The sequence below is a fragment of the Bacillus sp. FSL R9-9497 genome, assembly GCF_038005805.1.
Lineage (GTDB): Bacteria > Bacillota > Bacilli > Bacillales > Bacillaceae_G > Bacillus_A > Bacillus_A cereus.
In genome coordinates, this window is sequence record NZ_JBBOTY010000002.1 from 127871 (window position 1) to 147210 (window position 19340).

The window sequence follows — 19340 nt, forward strand, 5'->3', positions numbered from 1 at the left end:
ACTAATTCCTCAGACGAACAGTTAACAAATAACGGAATAGAAGAAAAATTAGAAAAAATAACCATGTAATGGTAGAATATGGTTTATTAATCAATAAATCTAGTATTAAAGGGGGAATTAATTTGGGTAATAGGAATAAAAGAATGAAAACTTATTTTCAAAGGTTAATAGCTGTAAGTGTTTGTTTTTTGTTATTTTTTCTGGGGAGCAATTATTCAAAAGCCGAAACTGTTGCATCTATAACATTAAATCCTAAAGATGTAGAAGCATTCACCAATAAAGTGATTCCAGAGAAAATGAAAAAAGAAAATGCAGCTGGTGTAGCTCTTGTCGTTGTAAAGGATAATCAAATTCTATTTCAAAAGGGATTCGGATTTTCTGATAAAGAAAAGAATACTCCCATCGATCCTAAAAAAACAGTTTTTCGATTAGCATCAATATCAAAAGCTTTTACTGCAAGTGCTGTCATGCAGTTAGTTGAACAAGGAAAAATTGATTTAAATAAAGATATAGTAAATTATATGGGGGGATTAAAGTACCAAAATAACATGGGTGAACCAGTTACAATGGAACATTTACTTAGCCATACAACAGGGTTTGATTACGTAGATCCTAGACCCGAGGACATCCATTATCAAGAAAATGATTATACAATGCTTAAAGATTATGTAGAAGATAATATGCCCACTGTAGTGAGAAAGCCCGGAGATACATATACATATGATAATTTTGCCTCTATGCTTCAAGGGTATATTGTTCAAAATCTGACAAACACACCTTTTTACAAATATATGGCAAAAAATATTTTTTACCCTCTAGAAATGCATAATAGTAGTTTTGTTATGACTAATTTTATTAAAGAAAAGTTGGCAACAGGATATGATGCTAAAGGTAATGCCATCCCATTTTATCAAACAAGACCAACAGACATGCCACAAGGGAGTATGTTTTCTACAGGGAGTGATGTAGCCAATTTCATGATTGCTCAATTGAATGATGGTAAATTTAAAAATAACCAAATACTACAAAAAGAAACTGTAGAAGATATGCAAAAAACAAAATTTGCTTTACATCCCAAATACCCTAATATGACATACGGATTTGAGTTCTTTTCACCGCAAAGTCATAATGGACAATATGTGTTTGGTAAAGGTGGAAATATACCAGGTTTTTCATCTTTAATGTGGTTAATTCCAGAGCATAAAATTGGAGTTTTTGTTGTTACAAATAAAGATAGTTCAGCACTACCTGTTGAAGTATTTGATGATTTTATGAATCAATATTTCCCAGATAAAACAAAGCCTGAATATTTAAACCCTAATGAAGAAGAATTAAAGAAATTTGAAGGGGTTTACCGAGATTTGAGATTAAAAACCCTAATGTCACATGTAAACATAAGTGAAGGGAAGTTATATGTAAGTGATAAAGTATATGGTAAACAGGAGCTAAAACAAATAGACCCTTTACTATTTGAAGATGAAAAAGGGAATTATATGGCATTTAAACTTCACAAAGATGGTACCGTAAAAGAAATGATACATTGGAACTCTGGCAGCTCAGCAGTGAAGTTAAGTGAGCCTGAGAGATTTAAAGACGTAGATGAAAATCATCCATATGCTAAGTTTATAAATCCTTTACATCAATACGAGGTATTACAAGCAAATAAGGAGGGGAATTTCACTCCAGAATCTTCTCTTACACGAGCAGAATTTGCATATTGGTTATCTCAAATTGCTTACTTTACGCCACCTTCAAAAAAAGAACCAGTGTTTTCTGATGTGAAAAATCATCCTTATGCACCACATATTCAAAAGTTATATGAAATTGGTATTTTATATGAAAAAGAAGGGGAACAATTCCATCCAGACCGTGCAATTACTAGACAAGAAGCAGCATGGATTACCTGGCAGTATTTAAAAATGTTAGGAGCGCCATCTGCAGATGCAACTTTAAAGGGAGAAACTGACGATTGGGCAATAGAATCCGTGAAAAACATTGTAGGTCATCGCTTAGTAGGGCCTGAGGTTATATATAATGAAGATGGATCAGCAGATTATCTATCAAAACAAAGTATGAAACGACAAGAGGCAGCTGCATTGTTATTTTACGTTTTGTTATCTAGTTAATTTGTATAGAGGTAAATTTCACAAAAAAGAAAAAATCTAAAGAGCTTGAAATAATACAAAGAAAAAGATTAGTCTTTGACCAATGATTTATCGTAACAAACAGGGAGGGATGAGTTATAATCATACTCTAAATCTTAAGTAGAGCTGTTATCAGAAGGGTTTCTTAAGTGTTTTGTAATGTAAGGAGCTCCTTTCAGGGGAGCTTTTTTTATGTTATTATTAATAATTTCATGTACCGAAATTATTAATAATAACATAAAAATCTACAACAAGGGGGTTCAATCCAAGTTAGGTAAAACTAGGTCACAGTCATACATTAGTTACCGCTTTTCTTTTTTTGAAGAAGATATTTGTATTTTGGCTAGCGCGACATTGCTATCAAGTTAAGATTATACAAAGTCAATTTAAGGCGGAATTGTTTCATTTTTCTAAAGGGAGAGTATATTGCTCTATCTATTGTAAATGATTTTGAATCCGATAGATCTTTTATTCTTGGTATAAAATTAAGTCTTAATAGATGGGTAAATCCAAAAATCTATTTTGTGAAACCGACCCTGTCTGTATACAACAATAGGACTTTACTTGGAGTGATAGGTATGATAGGCTCGTTATTCGGAAAAAATTCCAATTGAAAAAAGCACATCCATAGAGGAGGATTGGTAACCATGAGTGATAAAGTACTTATTGTGGAAGATGAACGCGAAATTGCCGATTTGGTTGAGCTGTATTTAAAAAACGAGAATTATACGGTTTTTAAATACTATACCGCCAAAGAAGCATTGGAATGTATAGATAAGAATGTGCTTGACCTTGCAATATTGGATATCATGCTTCCCGACGTAAGTGGTCTCACTATCTGTCAAAAAATAAGGGACAAGCACACCTATCCAATTATCATGTTGACGGCGAAAGATACGGAAGTAGATAAAATTACAGGGCTAACAATTGGTGCGGATGATTATATTACAAAACCCTTTCGCCCACTAGAGTTAATTGCGCGAGTCAAGGCGCAGTTACGCCGATATAAAAAATACAATGGAGTAACGGAACAGAACGAGAATGTTATCGTTCACTCTGGTCTTGTCATTAATATAAGCACGCATGAGTGTTCTCTGAACGAGAAGCCGTTATCTCTCACTCCCACCGAGTTTTCAATCCTGCGTATCCTCTGTGAAAACAAGGGGAATGTGGTTAGCTCTGAGAAGCTGTTTCATGAGATATGGGGTGACGAATATTTCAGCAAGAGCAATAACACTATCACCGTGCATATCCGACATCTGCGAGAAAAGATGAACGACACGGTTGATAATCCGAAGTATATAAAAACGGTATGGGGGATTGGCTATAAAATTGAAAAATAAAAATAAGAGTAAAAAAATCGATTATTCAAAATTAAAACGAAAACTCTACCAATATATCCTTACGATTGTCATGGCAGCAGTTGTATTTGTGCTGTTTTTACGTCTATTTATCCAAGGAACACTTGGGGAGTGGATTGTACGTTTTTTGGAAAACAGTTATCATTTAGAGCGTTGGGACGCAATGATAATATATCAGTATACTATACGGAACAATATAGAAATTTTTATTTATGTGGCGGTTGCCATTAGTATTCTTATTCTATGCCGAGTTATGCTTTTAAAATTTGTAAAATACTTTGAAGAGATAAATACCGGTATTGATATACTTATTCAGAACGAAGATAAACAAATTGAACTTTCTGCGGAAATGGAGTTCATGGAACAGAAGCTCAACACATTAAAGCGAACCCTTGAAAAGCGAGAGCATGATGCAAAGCTGTCCGAACAAAGAAAAAATGAAGTTGTTATGTACTTGGCACACGATATTAAAACGCCTCTTACATCAGTTATCGGTTATCTAATCCTGCTTGACGAGGCACCAGACATGCCAAGAGAGCAAAAGGCAAAATATGTGCATATCACGTTAGACAAAGCGTATCGTCTGGAACAGCTAATCGACGAGTTTTTTGAGATTACGCGATATAACCTTCAAACGATTACGCTCACGAAAAAGCACATAGACCTATACTATATGCTGGTGCAAATGACTGATGAATTTTATCCCCAGCTTGCTGCGAAGGGAAAACAGGTGTTACTCCATGCTTCTGAAGATTTGACCGTATTTGGTGACCCTGATAAGCTAGCGAGGGTCTTTAACAATATTTTGAAAAACGCCACTGCATACAGCAAGGACGAAAGCGTTATTGACATTACGGCGAGCCTATCCGAAGATGTGGTATCCATCGTTTTCGAGAACGCCGGAAACATCCCGAAAGATAAACTCGCTACCATATTTGAAAAGTTTTACAGATTGGATGATGCCCGTTCTTCTGATACGGGCGGCGCGGGACTTGGATTGGCGATTGCAAAAGAAATCATTGTTCAGCATGGCGGACAGATTTACGCGGAAAGTAATGATAACTCTACGACTTTCACGGTAGAACTTCCAGTCGTCCAAGACACGGTTGATAAAGGGGATTCTTAGAAAATAATCATTATTTCTTAAGAAATTCTTAAGGTTATCTCTACTTTTTCTTAGGAAATTAACAATTTAATATTAAAAAATGGTTCGTTCTTATGCGGTAGACTTAAACCATAAGAACGAGCTTTTTTTATTTCGTTAAAGAAAGATATGATAACTTATGCGTGGATTAAAATAGCTCAAATGTTTAGAAAAAGAGTGACATAAATATTTCTATTCCTTTTAGCGAACTGTGCCAAATGAGCAATCTACTGTTTTGGATGTTCCTGCACACCACTGAACAGAGTATCCACATATAGATATAGCATCCCTTTGTAGAAAGTAATCGTTAAGAGTTTCATATCCGAAATCTTCAGCGTTTGAATCAGCGTGACATTATCATCAAGTCATTTACTTAAGGAGGAAGCTGAATATGAAGAAGTGGTGTTTTTTATTGTTATTGTTATTTTTCTTAGGTTTTGCTTTCATGAATAAAGCACTGTTTTTTCAGAATAAAGTAGAGGTTCAAAAATATGATCAAAATCACAAAGATAACATAGATAATACAGGGACTACCTCAATTATTCAAAAGAAAGAGATTGTAAAAGAACAGATCTATCAAGGGAATCTGCTCTTAATTAACAGTAAATATCCTATTCGCCAAGAGAGTGTGAAATCAGATATCGTAAATTTATCTAAACATAATGAATTGATAAATGGATACGTGTTGCTTAATACGAATATTTATTTATCAAAAGAAATAGCAAAAAAATTTTCATAGATGATTAATAATGCTGTAAAGGAAGGTGTTAATCAATTCTTTATTAATAGTGGTTATCGTGACATGGATGAGCAAAGTGGACTTTACCATGTGATGGGGGCTGATTATGCTTTACCACCAGGTTATAGTGAACATAATTCAGGTTTATTACTTGATGTAGGATCAGGCTTAACGAAAATGGACCGGGCACCTGAAGGAAAGTGGATAGAAAAAATGCTTGGAAATACGGCTTTATCTTACGCTATCCCTCGGATAAAACGGATGTTACAGGTATTCAATATGAACCTTGGCATATTCGCTATGTCGGTTTGCCTCACAGTACGATTATGCAAAAAATGAATTTAGCCTTGGAAGAATACCTGAATTATTTAAAAGAAGAAGAGAGCATTTCAGCAAGTATTGAGGGGGAAAAATATACAATGTCATATTATCCCTTTTTTCAAAACAAGACGATTGACGTTGAAATACCATTGAACGAATTTTGTGAAATATATGTAAAAAATATGATGGGGTGATTATGACCACCCGTTCTTGAATTATATTCTAAAATGACAAAGTTATAGATTACAATGTAAAGTTAGGAGATTTTAAATGCATTCAGGAGTTTTGATTAATTATTTATATACTTATTTTTTTACTATTATTTTTTGTATAATGTTTCAAATTGGATTTTATTTTAAAACGAAAAAAAATATATCTATTCAGCATTTTCTATGGGTGTATGTTTTTCTATTCTACCTTTCACTAGTGTATAAGGTGACGCAGATAGGGACTATATGGGACATAGGTAGATACGAAACATTAATTCGTGCAAATCAAATTAACTTGATTCCATTTGCTTCTGAAGGTATGACTACTTATGTCTTAAATATTTTACTGTTTATTCCATTAGGTTTTTTATTACCGACTATTTGGCCGCAGTTTAGAAGAATGAAAAGAACTGCCTATGCTGGATTCGGTTTTTCATTGGCTATTGAGTTAGGTCAATTGCTAGATAATAGAATTACAGATATTGATGATTTATCTATGAACACCCTGGGAGCAATTATTGGGTATTTATTATATAGAGTGTTATTCAAAATGTTATATAAAAGAGATGAAAAAAAGATTGATAATAATATTTCTCTAGTAATAAGATACGAGGCTATTTTTTATTTAGTTTGCTCATTTGTAGGTATGATGTTAATTTATTATCCAGTTGTATTTAGGTGGCCTCTAATCATTCAATAAGGTGATTAAGATGCTGTCAGATAATTATATACATATAGTAAATTGATTCTTAAATAATAGGATATTACAAATACCCATTTATATTAAATTCTCATAGAAATCTTTCAAAACTATTCTTATTGAAGGTTGAGTGGTTATTGAATTGATTTCTATTGCTCCCGTTTTATATCATAGTACCAGCATTTAATTAACAATTATATCCATTGCGAAAAAATAAGATAGGCTTTAATATTTACCAGTATTTAAATGCCGAAAATTGTTTACGGCATTTCAACCAAAATTTAAGAGGAGCATACAATGAACAAACTAAAAAGGTTATTGAAACGTAAAACGACTTGGATAATTCTTATCCTATTCGCATTTGTTTATGTAAATAACAGTTCTTTTCTTGCTAAGAGGGACGATGGAACTCCTCTTCTTCTTGCTCACCGAGGACTTTCGCAAACATTTAGCATGGAAGAGATTGAGAGCGATACATGTACAGCAGAACGTATAAATAAACCTGAACATTCTTATTTAGAAAATACAATTCCATCTATGGAAGCAGCATTTAAAGCTGGAGCTGATCTAGTAGAGTTTGATGTTCAACCAACTAAAGATAATAATTTTGTTATTTTTCATGACTGGACTCTTGATTGCCGTACTAATGGTAAAGGTGTTACAAGAGATTTTACAACAAAAGAACTACAAGCACTTGATATTGGTTACGGTTATACAGCTGATGGGGGTAAAACATTCCCGTTTCGTGGCAAAGGGACTAATCTTATGCCAACACTTGATGAAGTACTTACCCATTTTCCAGACCGTTCTTTTCTTATTCATATTAAAAGTGATGATGAAAATGAAGGAATCCAATTGGCTACTTACCTCAAGAAATTACCAGCGAAGCGCCTTGATCAACTAACTGTATATGGTGGCGATAAACCAATTGCTGCGATAAAAGAGCGCATCCCTAGTTTACGAATAATGTCAAAAGCGACCATGAAAAAAGATCTTATTACTTATATGGCATTAGGGTGGACTGGCTACATACCTTCGAGCCTGAAGCATGGAGAATTACATATACCAGACAAAGTAGCTCCTTGGCTTTGGGGATGGCCAAATCGTTTTCTTAATCGAATGGATAAAGCAGATACTCGAGTTATCATTGTAGGAGGAAATGGGTTTGGATTTTCAAGTGGATTTGACTCATCTGAAGATATAAAACGCCTTCCTGATGATTATACAGGTGGAGTTTGGACAAATCGCATTGATAAAATAGCACCTGTATTTAAGAAATAAGGGATAATATAACAGTCGAAGTTCTTTCATCTGTTTAACCATTTATATTTTAAAAGAAGACTTATTAATAATTTTAAAGGTTTATATACCGATAAACACCCCTGATTTCCTATGAATAATGGAAATCAGGGGTGTTTTTTGGATGAATGGAACTTATTTTATTTATATTCAAACAGAAGTACGAAAACGATTAAATAATTACTCGCAAGATGTAAAAAATGAGCTGAATTCTCATGAATAACTAACTGTAGAAAAGAAAATTTTTCGTTTGGAGGTACTTTAAAAATCTTGGGTTGATGGATGTTTGGCGGTACCCCATAAAGGTCCCTGATACATAATTGATGTTATGCCATTTGTAGAAAACAATCCACTTATACCATTTTAACAAGAAGAAATATCTCGTCCGTGTTGTAATATTGGCTTACGTTAAGCTTGTGAAAAAATCATATTCATGTATAATACAATTAATGTATGATACATGAGTTGTAGGAGGGTGACCTTTTTGAAAAGAGAAGATGCCTTAAAACTAAGAACAGATATTAAGAAAATGATTATAATAACTGGGGTTTTTGAATCTCAAAATTTGCCCAAAGGACCATTTGAAAAACCTTTACCAACTTCTCAAATGATGGCGTTAGAGGAACTAGAGGTGGAAAAATTAACTGTTTGGCAACTATCCAATAAACTTAGATTAGAGACTTCAACTGTAAGTAGATTGGTAGATAAGTTAGTAAAAAAGGGGCTTATTTATCGTGAAGTAAATGAAAAAAATAGAAGAGAACTTTTTCTGCACCTCACAGAAAAAGGTCACATAACTGTTAATTGCTTAAGAGAGCAATCCATTACATTTTATCAAAGTATTCTCAATAATTTATCAGAATCAGAACAAAAAATAGTTGTGGATGGTTTTGAATTATTTATTGATTCTATTTCTAAGCCTTTTGATTAGAGTGAGGTAAGTCAAAACATTTGGAGGATAAAATGAGTTTGCATTTTGAACGTCCTATTATTGAATTAAAAGAGAAATTTGATGAATTAAAGAAAATTATGAAAGAAAATAATGTAGATTTATCGTCAGAAATTCATGAATTAGAAAAACGTTTAAATAAAATGCAAGATAAAATTTATTCTAATATTACACCTTTTCAACGAGTTCAAATTGCAAGGCTACGTAACCGACCCACGACATTGGACTATATACCTTTATTGTTTACAAACTTTCTCGAACTTCATGGTGATCGATTATATGGTGATGATAAAGCAATGATAGGTGGTATTGCAAAATTTAAAGGAATGCCCGTTACGGTTATTGGTCATCAAAGAGGTAGAAATACAAAGGAAAGTATAGAAAGAAATTTTGGAATGGCACATCCAGAAGGTTATAGAAAAGCGCTAAGACTTATGAAACAAGCTGATAAATTTAATCGCCCTATTATTACATTTATTGATACAATAGGCGCCTATCCAGGGATAGGGTCTGAAGAACGTGGAATTTCTGAAGCGATAGCTCGAAATCTATTTGAAATGACTACACTTAAAGTGCCAATTGTTTGTATTGTAATTGGAGAGGCATCAAGTGGTGGAGCTCTTGGCATTAGTGTCGGTAACCATATCCATATGTTAGAGTATTCATGGTACTCGGTAATTTCGCCAGAAGGAGCAGCATCTATCCTATGGAAGGACGCTAAGTATGCTCCAGAAGCTGCTGAACATATGAAAATTTCAGCAAAAGATTTAAAACATTTAGGAATTATTGATGAAATCATTCCTGAAATTAAAGGTGGAGCACAAAATGATATAAAATTACAGGCAAAAGTGATTGAATCTGTAATCGAATCATCTCTAAAAAAATTGATACTATTATCCTCGGAAGAGCTTATACAACAGCGGTATGAAAAGTATAGACAAATAGAGAATTATAAATGAAAATATTTAAAGTCCGTATTACATTTCGGAGGATTATCGCAAAAAAATTCTAAATGTTTTGTAAGTAACCCCTTAAACTGGGATATGCTGATACTATTACTCTACAAAAGGTGTGTGATCGGTATGGAAAAGGAAAATTTGTTCAAATGGAAGCATTATCACATACCCATCAACTTAAGAAATTAATTGTTCCCCAAAACGAAAAAATGAGCTGAATTCTCATAAATAACTGTAAAAAGGTGAAAATTTCGTTATGGGGGGTATCTCAAAAGCTTAGGTTGCTGGCAATGGGGTATCGCCAGCATTTCGGCCCCCGCATGCTAAGAACATGCAAGATTTTATACAACTTTTTGGATAATCCAGTAACAAACAAGAACCCTAAAACCGCGCTAGGATAGGAATGTATAAAAAAATGCATAGATCCATAAAACAAAAAAAGAATGTTCCCTTGTGAGAGTAGGGTTACCTCTCTTTTCTTTGCTACCGATAACGAAAATTATGTAAATAAGCTGTCCATATGGGCAGCTTATTGTATTTTTTGCTTAGCGTGGGTTTTTTCCGAAATGCTGGAGGCACACTTTTTTATTAAATTTTAATTCAAATCTATAATTGTATATATTTTGTTATTTCCTGTTGCAGAATCCTTATGATAAGGGTTCTTTTTTTATATCAAAAATCACAAATAAAAAAAGATAAAATCGGCGAAGACGATCTTATCTTTAGCACAAGGAGTAAACAAAAGGATAACCATCATATTTTTATTATAATTTATTTTTTGTTAATTTTGAATATTATAACCGTGCTTAACAAGTATATCTATATTGAGAAATTTATTACAAAATTAGTTATAAATGATTCAAATCTCCAAAGTAAACTTTTAGCCAAAAGTTTACTTCCAAATTAGAAAAGATTAGGTCCTTAATTGGCTTTACCCCAGCCATAAACCTTACGATCAAAAACAAAGGGTAATTCATCTATCAAACTCATATAAAATCTTAATCTTGTCTAAGCACTCATTAGGATATACAATTGAACATCTATTTTTCTTTACATAATCTCCAGATACAGTCCATACCAACTATAGATTCTTGCCTTATGCTAAATGTAATCAAAAAGCAAGTAGATAAAGATAATGACTAAAACATTAACTCTAGATACTTTTTTGATGAATATTACAAATACACAGGAGGTAATGAAGAATGATTAAAACATTATTAGCAGGAGCATTTTTAAGTACAGGATTATTAGCGAGTGGTGCAATTGGTGCAGAAGATGCGAAAACGGACAATTTAAAGTCAAATGAAAATTCAAATCAAGTAATTACACAAAGTGTAGATGGAACAACGTCTTCCTCACAAAACTTTGATTTACCTAAAGATGCAGTGCCAGCATCTAAAGGAGATGTAAAAACTGTTGAAAAATCGGAAGGTACAGGTACAGATTCTCAAGAAGGAAAAATGGTAGAAACAAATGGAGGTACAGAATCACAACCTGGAAAACATGCAAAAACTGTTGAAAAATCAGAAGGTACAGGTACGGATTCTCAAGAAGGAAAAATGGTACCAACAAATGAAGAAAATTAAATAATATATAGTTATAACGAAGAGCATCCAAAAAGGGGTGCTCTTTTTATATTATAGGGATTAACTAGTTTTACTCAACATAGAGCTGTAGGAGGAATTGAGGATTAGAACATAGGGTACTGTTTCTTCAAATTATGGTGTTTAGAGCAATAGTTTTGGTAGTAACGTTACAATACAAACATTTTGTTAGAGATTTTTTAAATCTACATAGACTCTAGATAGACTACATATAAACTTCAGATACTTGTTTTATGATACAAGTAATTAAACAAAAGAAGGGGGTTATAACAGTATTAATAGGGCAATCTTTTAAGTACAGGAGATTATTAGTAGATGGAGAAAATGTTGAAGATGTACAGACAGATAAAACATATTTCATATAAATAAAATGAATTGCAACAAGCTAAAAGTACGGTTTTAAGAAGTTTGAGTTATAAGAAGAAAATAGATAAATTGACAAGAGAAAAGCACTTTGTGTATATCACAGGTGCTGTTTATTTTTATTTTGGTCTAGGACTTGAATTAAACTTTTATACTAAAATATATATAGGAAAAGGAGGAAGTTCATTGTACAAAATTATTTATGGAATATTAATTTTAATTTATACTTTGTATTCATTTTTTGTAAGTGATGGAAGTGAAATAGGGGTTATAATGGTGTTAACTATAGTACTTATCTTTTCTGTGGTTTTAGAAAAAAGGATTGATTAAAGGTCGTTTTTTTAACACTTTGTAAAGATATCTAATGTAAATTATTATTCATTAGTTTACTTTCATTTCCCCTTAAACATTGAATTTACTATATATACATTCAAATCATTGTAAATAGAGGGATTGAAAAGTAGATGAATAAAAAACAATATATATATATTGTTTTACAGTAAGAATGCGCCATTCTTCTTTATTTACCTATACTTATATTTTTATAAATTATTACGATATAAATATAGATTTAAAACGTTTTGTTCAAAAAGATAAATTAGGATTTTCAGGGGTTAAGACCGTTATTTATTCTCCTATTTTAAATTAGCGAAATTTTCAAATATTAAAAGTGCATACGTTAAGATTTTGTATATAATATAATCAACCCGTAGTTATAGTGTTTGCTCCGATTCAAATTATGAGATAGTTTACTTTAACTTTTTTACATTATCTGAAAAAGAACTTGTAGGAATTCCTACAAGTTCTTTTTGTTCTTCGGATTGACGAATAGTAAGTGTTATTGGAGATACCGCTAACATTTTAAGAGTTGTCATATATTCTTATGATAAAATGTTGTAGAAAGCTTAAGAATTCTTAAGAACTTTTACCCCTTTTTCTTAAGTTTTGGACTCTAGAGTATGGTTATGAGTTCAAACCTGTAGGATGACTAGGTATGAAAACAATTCGCTTTCTTATTTTTATATATAATGTACCAAAAATCAGTTGATGCAGATATTCCAAGTTCAAGGTTTCATGGAGACAAAATAATTGAAGGAATTGATTGGAAGAAAGTAAATTATATTGTCAAATATGGACTGAGTACAGGTGTATTCACAGAAAAATTAATTAAAAGAAGAAATCTCAAGACAATTATTTTATTAGTAGAAAATAATAAGAAATTTTTAATTTTACTAAAAGCAAAATTAAAAGAAAAAGGGAACTTATTAATTGTATATGGATCAGTAGCAAATATTGAACAATATATTAGGGAGAACGATATTACGTATGTACAGTATGTTATTTCTTGTCTTTCATTTGCAAGCTTAAGAAAAAAAGAAGATACAAATGTCTCATCTGCTTATGTCTTTAGCTGTTTTATACGAGAAAAAATATGGAGGAATCATATGGAATCAAAAATTCTTATTGTCGATGATGATAAAGAAATTAGAAATCTTATCTCTGCTTATTTGGAAAATGAAGGACTGAAAACTCAAAAGGCAGAAGATGCTATGGAAGCTTTACAACTGTTAGAAGAAAAGGAGTTTGATTTGATTATTTTAGATATTATGATGCCTAATATGGATGGTATTGAAGCGTGTATGAAGATTAGGGAAGACCGCAATATACCTATCATCATGCTATCTGCAAAATCTGAGGATATAGACAAAATTCAGGGGCTAGCCTCTGGTGCAGACGATTATTTATCAAAACCGTTTAACCCATTGGAATTAATCGCTAGGGTAAAATCCCAATTAAGAAGGTTTAAAAAATACAATTCATCAATAGGACATAATAAAAGCATTCTAGAAATTGGTGACTTAACCGTGAATACAGATACACGTCAAGTATGGGTAAGAGGAAAAGAAACAAGATTAACTCCAAAAGAGTTTGCTATTTTAGAACTACTTGCCCGCAACAAAGGGATTGTCATGAGTGTAGCAAAAATATATGAAGCAGTTTGGGAAGAGGTTTTTTATAAATCAGACAATACTGTCATGGTGCATATCACAAAAATAAGAGACAAAATAGAAGAGGATTCTAAAAATCCCATTTATATTAAAACTGTGTGGGGAATTGGATATAAAATATGAAGAATGTTAGTTTTAAAAATAAGATCATTATAAAACTTCTTGGTGCTGTTGCAGTTAGTTTTTTTATTTCAATTGGTTTAACAATTCTCATTTTGGCATACGTTATAGATCCGTTATTTGTAAAATACGAAGAGTTTGGTATGTTTGAATTCAAATTGGCATTGTTGTTTTTATTCGCGTTCGCAATCTTTACCTTTATCATACTTTTTTTGATATTGGTTCGAAAGAAAATAGTATATTTGAAGTTCATTTCAGATAATGTAAATGATATTGCAAATGGAAAACTAGGTCTGACAATAGGGATTAAGGGGAAGGACGAATTGACCCAACTTGCCCAAAATATCAACTATATGTCCAAGGAATTGGAGCATACATTTGAACAGGAAAGACGATTAGAACGTACAAAAAATGAACTCATAACGAACGTATCTCATGACTTACGCACACCGTTGACATCTATTATTGGTTATATAGATTTATTAAAAAGAGGGCAATACAACAGTGAAACACAATTACAGGAATACCTTGAAACCACGTATTTAAAATCAAAGAGATTGAAATATTTAATTGATGAACTGTTTGAATATACTCGTTTATCAGGCATCGATGCTAAGTTAAACTTTAATGAAGTTGATTTATCAGGTTTGTTGGAGCAAATAGTTGGAGAATACATTCCTATATTTGAAAAGGAAAGTTTAATTGTTCAAAAATCAATAACGGAAGAAACAATACCTATTTTCATGGATGTAGAAAAAATGGTACGTGTATATGAAAATCTGTTTATGAATGCGATAAAGTTCAGCATGAAACCTTCCGAATTATCCGTATGTCTTGAATTAATAGGTAACAAAGCAATTTTGAAAGTATCAAATAAAGTCGAGAAGCCGCCTGTTAGCGACCCTAATAAATTATTTGAAAGATTTTTCAGGGGTGATAAGGCAAGAAAAAATGATCAAGGAAATGGACTGGGACTTGCTATCTCAAAAAGAATTGTTGAACTTCATCATGGTAATATACATGCAGAATATAAAGAAGGTTGGATATCCTTTATTGTTGAACATCCAATCAAATAGATTGGCTTATGGAATTACAGGTTCCATAAGCTTTTTTTTATAAAACTTAAGAATTTTTAAGGATTTTTCAGGGTGTTTCCTAATTTTCATAGTTTATCATGTATGTACTCAGAGCAAAGAGGGGAGTGGAGAAATTAAAAAAATTTTCTTTACGGCTTTCGATTGGATACATCGTAACAGCCTTATAGAAAAGGTAGATGCAACATGACTATTTTGTTAGTAGCAAATATGAATAGCGACTTATTTTAAAGAAATGAAAAAACAAACATAGGAGGATATATATGACAAAACCAGTTGTAGATGTGAAAAACGTCCAAAAAGTGTACGGTAAAAAAGGTGAGAACCAATCAAATGCGTTAAAAGGTGTTTCATTCTCAATTCAAGAGGGTGAGTTTGTCGGAATTATGGGACCATCTGGTTCTGGAAAAACGACATTATTAAATGTAATTTCAACGTTAGATAAAGCAACGGGCGGAATTGTTGAAATTGCAGGAACAGATATTACGAAAATGAAACAAGGTGAGCTTTCTGATTTCCGTTCACAAAAGTTAGGATTCATTTTCCAAGACTTTAACTTATTGGAGAACTTAACTATTTACGAAAACATCGCTCTTCCACTTTCCCTTCAAGGTGTTTCATCACGAAATATTGGACAGAAAGTAGAAAAAGTAGCTGATATGTTAAGCATTTCAGCAATCCTTCAAAAGTATCCATCTGAAGTATCTGGTGGACAGAAACAGCGTTCAGCGGCAGCTCGCGCTTTAGTACATGAGCCAGCAATTATTTTAGGGGACGAGCCGACTGGAGCTCTAGATTCTAAAAATGCAACGAGTTTACTTGATGCCATGACAAGCTTAAATAAAGAGCAAGGTGTATCCATTATGATGGTTACGCATGATCCTTACAGTGCAAGCTACTGTCAGCGTATTTTATTCATTCAAGATGGTGAGTTATATAAAGAAATTCATCGTGGTGGTACCCGTGGAAAATTCTATAAAGAAATTTTAGACGTGCTTGCAAACTTAGGCACACAAAAAGCGTAAGGAAGGAAGTTCAATCATGTTATTTAAGCTTTCTATGTCAGGCCTAAAAAGTAAGTTGCAAGATTATATTGTATTACTTGTTGGTCTGATTGTCTCTATTTCAACTTTTTATATGTTTCAAACGCTAGCATCCAATAAAACGTTCCTTGAATCTAATTCTTCTATTAGGGATATTGTGTCTGTATTTAAAATTGGTTCCTTTTTATTAGCGGTCACCACATTTTTCTATATTTTATATGCAAACTCTTTCTTATCAGCTCTTCGTCAAAAAGAATTTGGTATGTATATGATGTTAGGAGCAAAAAAGTATAAAGTTACCTTACTTATGTTTATCGAAACAATCGTATTAGGCGCTGCGTCTCTTGCGATCGGTATTGCAGTTGGTGTAGGACTTGCAGGAGGTATCGGTCAGCTATTAATGAAACAACATGAGTTTGCTGGTGAAGGTTATAAAGCATTTTATCTGCCATCAATAGCTATTACTTGCGTCTTCTTCTTTGCACTATTTGTATTATCTGCAATTATGAATAGTATTAAATTATCGCGTATTTCTGTACTGCAACTTGTACATGCAGATGCACAAACAGAACGTGTTGCCATAAAAGGAAAAATGACAGTTGTAAGTGCATTCCTTGGTATTCTTTTATTAGGTATTGGTTATGCATCACTGATCTATATGTCATATGCAAATTCGCTAATTGCTTTGGGATTAATGGCCGTTGGATTAATCTCAGCAACCGCTGGTACTTACCTTATATTTGGATCCCTTCTCCCAGTTATGATTAACAAGCTAAAGAGTAATAAAAAACGTAGTGAAAAAGGCCTCAATGCTTTTACTTTTGCACAATTAAATTTCCGCATTAATAGTCTAACAAATGTGCTTGCAACAGTAGCAATTTTAGTGGCTCTTGGTGCTGGTGGAATTGCTTGTGGTATGGCATTTAAAAACAACATTATAAACATGACAGATCAAATGCGAATTTACGATTCAGTCATTCATAATCCAACTGCAGAAGAAAAGACAATTTTGGGTGGTATCTTATTTCAAGAAAAATTTGAATACCATTACAAAGTTGATGATAGGTATGTTTATTATCTTAAAGAAGATGTAGAAAAAAATCGCCCTTTCTTGCAAGGTATGAAAATAGAGAAAGTTTCAGAGGAAATACCAATTGGTGCATTTTCAATAAAATGGGTTAAAGGAGAAATCGACACAAAACAATGGATTCAGGCTTTCAGAACGATCCAGCCAAATTATATGTATCCTCATTATGAAATCAAAATTGTAGAACAAAACATATACGATGGGTTGAAGGGTAAAGAAAGTACTGTGTTTATAGGGAAAACAGATGATTTTGGATCATACATAAAAGAATGGAAAAAACTTGATGAATTACAGATAGCAAAATATAAAAATGTGAAAGCGGAAGAATTGGATAGTAAGTATCAAAAATATATTATGAGTCATGATTTTGCCAGCGGACTAATGTTTATGGGTTTCTTCGTTGGAATTGCATTTTTAGCAATGATGGCAAGCTGCTTAATGTTTAAAGTTCTGTCGGGAGCATCAAAAGATGTAGCACGTTATCAAATGCTTCGTAAAATCGGTGTTCGTCGTGAGTTATTAATAAAATCGATTTTTAAGGAGTTATTCTTTATATTTTTAGTCCCAGCAATTTTGGGTATTGTTCACGTATTGGTTGGTATGAACATGTTCAGCGTTCTTTTGGCTGATCCTTACTTTCGTATTTGGCTACCAATTATTATTTTCGTAGTGATTTACTCGATTTACTACTTGATTACAGTTCAATTGTATAAAGGAATTGTACTTCCGAAAGAACATTAATGTAATGGTATTATTTATACGGAATATCACCATAATCTGCCCCATTTATTAAACATTCTAAATGGATTTGGAAATAATAAATGGAGTAGTACTATAACCCATAAACGGTGTTTAATGTTCCGTACGATACTTTGTTTTTAGTAATGAGTTTTAGAATTTCCGGAAAGTATTGTTGATAGTGCCATTAGAGAAGTTAAAGAAGAAACTGGTCTTGAAGTTAGCAATCCTGTTTATAAAGGACTTTATGAATATGTTAATTCAATCGTCAAAGACCAAGATATGATATTTAACTATTTTACAAAAGACTTTAAGGGGGATTTACTAAAAAATTCGCCAGAAGGAAAAGCTGTTTGGTTGAATATCAATGAAGTTTATAATCTTTCTATGCAGAAATCCATTCGTAGAATATTCCCTTTGTTCTTTAAAGAAGGAAGAAAAAATAAAGGGAATGGGATCAAGAAAAAAATCAAGAGGGGCAAGTTACTATAAAGAGAACATAAACAAAACAATGCTGGCCTACACATATTAGTATTATATAATATGTGTAGGCCTTTTAATTTTAAGCATCTATTAATTTAGGTCTTAATAATATACGAAAATCGCGTTTTGTTGACGGATTTCCTTATGATAAGGATTCTTTTTTTACATAAAAAATAAAAAAAGATAGGATCGGCGAGCATACACTTATCTTTGGCCAAGGAGTAAACTAAAGGATAACCATCATATTTTTATTACAATACCTCTTGTTAATTTTTAACAGAAAAATCATGTGTAATATTCATATCTATATTGAGAAATTTATTGCTAATTTAGTTTTAAGTGTTTCCAAAAATGAAAGGAAACTTTTATCCAGTAGTTTACTTTCATAATATTGATTTTTATACGTGTCTGGTAAAGAAGATACAATGAATTACTAATAAAAACTATAACGAAATCTAGTTCGGTATAGTAAAGTGCAAATGAAAATTCCCTCTTTGCTATCTCCCCAAAAAAGAACCACTGCTATAATCTTATAGACTGTATTTTCAGAAACATTACAAGCGTGTAAGTAAAATGAAAGGAAATTCAATATGAGAAAAAAATCTTACTACTATAATGAATAACAGAAACACTCATGAAAAAATGTGTTGCGAATCTAGTTGATTTTTATGTCTTTCCATTAAGGTTTTGTCGCAGGAGCAGTACTGCATTAAAATTCAATTGAAAAATTTGATGAAGTTATCACCTTTAGAAAAGATGATTCCGTTAAGTATACATCAATTAGAGAGAACCACATGGATACGGTATAATTCTGGATTAATAATTACTAGAGGTAACGATACTTCGTTATTTTTATCTAGAATATTATTTAAACTACCCAACACGGAACCTAATGGACTGTTGGAAATAGGCGATTCCTGAGAACACCGATGTATCCACCAGTTATCTTAGCAGGCTCTATCTATAGTCCCTGCGGT

At 32.4% G+C, this 19340-nt stretch carries 14 protein-coding genes and 2 pseudogenes; all 16 read left to right on the top strand.

Going from position 1 to position 19340, the window contains the following annotated elements:
* Positions 1 to 143: 143 nt before the first annotated feature.
* The 16 genes and pseudogenes from MKY21_RS28170 to MKY21_RS28240 all read left to right on the top strand — a co-directional run bounded on the left by MKY21_RS28170 (position 144) and on the right by MKY21_RS28240 (position 18372).
* Positions 144 to 2126 carry a serine hydrolase gene (locus MKY21_RS28170; RefSeq protein ID WP_341078471.1) on the top strand — a complete coding sequence of 661 codons (1983 nt, stop codon included), beginning with the start codon at positions 144 to 146 and terminating at the stop codon, positions 2124 to 2126.
* Between the two features lie 665 nt (positions 2127 to 2791).
* On the top strand, positions 2792 to 3487 hold the full coding sequence (gene vanR-A, locus MKY21_RS28175; protein ID WP_098005416.1) for a vancomycin resistance response regulator transcription factor VanR-A: 696 nt from the start codon (positions 2792 to 2794) through the stop codon (positions 3485 to 3487).
* Positions 3465 to 4631 carry a vancomycin resistance histidine kinase VanS gene (vanS, locus tag MKY21_RS28180; RefSeq protein ID WP_341078086.1) on the top strand — a complete coding sequence of 389 codons (1167 nt, stop codon included), beginning with the start codon at positions 3465 to 3467 and terminating at the stop codon, positions 4629 to 4631. The genes vanR-A and vanS overlap by 23 nt, the downstream gene beginning before the upstream one ends.
* 409 nt (positions 4632 to 5040) lie before the next feature.
* A pseudogene (vanY, locus tag MKY21_RS28185) lies at positions 5041 to 5903 on the top strand (VanY-A/VanY-F/VanY-M family D-Ala-D-Ala carboxypeptidase).
* A 76-nt stretch (positions 5904 to 5979) separates the two neighbouring features.
* A complete protein-coding gene (locus tag MKY21_RS28190; RefSeq protein WP_341078087.1) occupies positions 5980 to 6618 on the top strand; it encodes a VanZ family protein in 639 nt (212 codons plus the stop codon).
* 297 nt (positions 6619 to 6915) lie between these two features.
* A complete protein-coding gene (locus MKY21_RS28195; RefSeq protein ID WP_341078089.1) occupies positions 6916 to 7899 on the top strand; it encodes a glycerophosphodiester phosphodiesterase family protein in 984 nt (327 codons plus the stop codon).
* 502 nt (positions 7900 to 8401) lie between these two features.
* Complete coding sequence (locus tag MKY21_RS28200; RefSeq protein WP_000817656.1) at positions 8402 to 8848, top strand: MarR family winged helix-turn-helix transcriptional regulator; 447 nt, start codon at positions 8402 to 8404, stop codon at positions 8846 to 8848.
* A gap of 32 nt (positions 8849 to 8880) precedes the next feature.
* Positions 8881 to 9825, top strand: a complete 945-nt coding sequence (locus MKY21_RS28205) for an acetyl-CoA carboxylase carboxyltransferase subunit alpha (protein ID WP_087984233.1) — start codon at positions 8881 to 8883, stop codon at positions 9823 to 9825.
* A 1199-nt stretch (positions 9826 to 11024) separates the two neighbouring features.
* Positions 11025 to 11408 carry an alpha-ketoglutarate permease gene (locus MKY21_RS28210; RefSeq protein ID WP_341078091.1) on the top strand — a complete coding sequence of 128 codons (384 nt, stop codon included), beginning with the start codon at positions 11025 to 11027 and terminating at the stop codon, positions 11406 to 11408.
* A 251-nt stretch (positions 11409 to 11659) separates the two neighbouring features.
* Positions 11660 to 11792 (top strand): annotated as a pseudogene (locus MKY21_RS31265) (histidine kinase); the annotation flags it as partial.
* A gap of 9 nt (positions 11793 to 11801) precedes the next feature.
* A complete protein-coding gene (locus MKY21_RS28215) occupies positions 11802 to 12119 on the top strand; it encodes a hypothetical protein (RefSeq protein WP_341078487.1) in 318 nt (105 codons plus the stop codon).
* A 1115-nt stretch (positions 12120 to 13234) separates the two neighbouring features.
* On the top strand, positions 13235 to 13921 hold the full coding sequence (locus tag MKY21_RS28220; RefSeq protein ID WP_098280119.1) for a response regulator transcription factor: 687 nt from the start codon (positions 13235 to 13237) through the stop codon (positions 13919 to 13921).
* Positions 13918 to 14994: a sensor histidine kinase gene (locus MKY21_RS28225; RefSeq protein ID WP_087948266.1), complete on the top strand. Its 1077-nt coding sequence runs from the start codon at positions 13918 to 13920 to the stop codon at positions 14992 to 14994. Before MKY21_RS28220 ends, MKY21_RS28225 begins: the two co-directional genes overlap by 4 nt.
* A 281-nt stretch (positions 14995 to 15275) precedes the next feature.
* Positions 15276 to 16037 (top strand): ABC transporter ATP-binding protein, encoded by a 762-nt coding sequence (locus MKY21_RS28230; RefSeq protein WP_098280114.1) that lies wholly within the window; start codon positions 15276 to 15278, stop codon positions 16035 to 16037.
* Between the two features lie 16 nt (positions 16038 to 16053).
* Positions 16054 to 17883 carry an ABC transporter permease gene (locus MKY21_RS28235; RefSeq protein WP_341078095.1) on the top strand — a complete coding sequence of 610 codons (1830 nt, stop codon included), beginning with the start codon at positions 16054 to 16056 and terminating at the stop codon, positions 17881 to 17883.
* 183 nt (positions 17884 to 18066) lie between these two features.
* On the top strand, positions 18067 to 18372 hold the full coding sequence (locus tag MKY21_RS28240; protein WP_341078473.1) for an NUDIX domain-containing protein: 306 nt from the start codon (positions 18067 to 18069) through the stop codon (positions 18370 to 18372).
* The last annotated feature ends 968 nt before the right edge of the window (positions 18373 to 19340 follow it).

Coding starts and splice junctions, on each gene's coding strand:
- MKY21_RS28195 (WP_341078089.1), top strand. CDS start 6,916: ATGAACAAACTAAAAAGGTTATTGAAACGTAAAACGACTTGGATAATT.
- MKY21_RS28220 (WP_098280119.1), top strand. CDS start 13,235: ATGGAATCAAAAATTCTTATTGTCGATGATGATAAAGAAATTAGAAAT.
- MKY21_RS28205 (WP_087984233.1), top strand. CDS start 8,881: ATGAGTTTGCATTTTGAACGTCCTATTATTGAATTAAAAGAGAAATTT.
- MKY21_RS28225 (WP_087948266.1), top strand. CDS start 13,918: ATGAAGAATGTTAGTTTTAAAAATAAGATCATTATAAAACTTCTTGGT.
- MKY21_RS28235 (WP_341078095.1), top strand. CDS start 16,054: ATGTTATTTAAGCTTTCTATGTCAGGCCTAAAAAGTAAGTTGCAAGAT.
- MKY21_RS28230 (WP_098280114.1), top strand. CDS start 15,276: ATGACAAAACCAGTTGTAGATGTGAAAAACGTCCAAAAAGTGTACGGT.
- MKY21_RS28170 (WP_341078471.1), top strand. CDS start 144: ATGAAAACTTATTTTCAAAGGTTAATAGCTGTAAGTGTTTGTTTTTTG.
- MKY21_RS28210 (WP_341078091.1), top strand. CDS start 11,025: ATGATTAAAACATTATTAGCAGGAGCATTTTTAAGTACAGGATTATTA.
- vanR-A (WP_098005416.1), top strand. CDS start 2,792: ATGAGTGATAAAGTACTTATTGTGGAAGATGAACGCGAAATTGCCGAT.
- MKY21_RS28190 (WP_341078087.1), top strand. CDS start 5,980: ATGCATTCAGGAGTTTTGATTAATTATTTATATACTTATTTTTTTACT.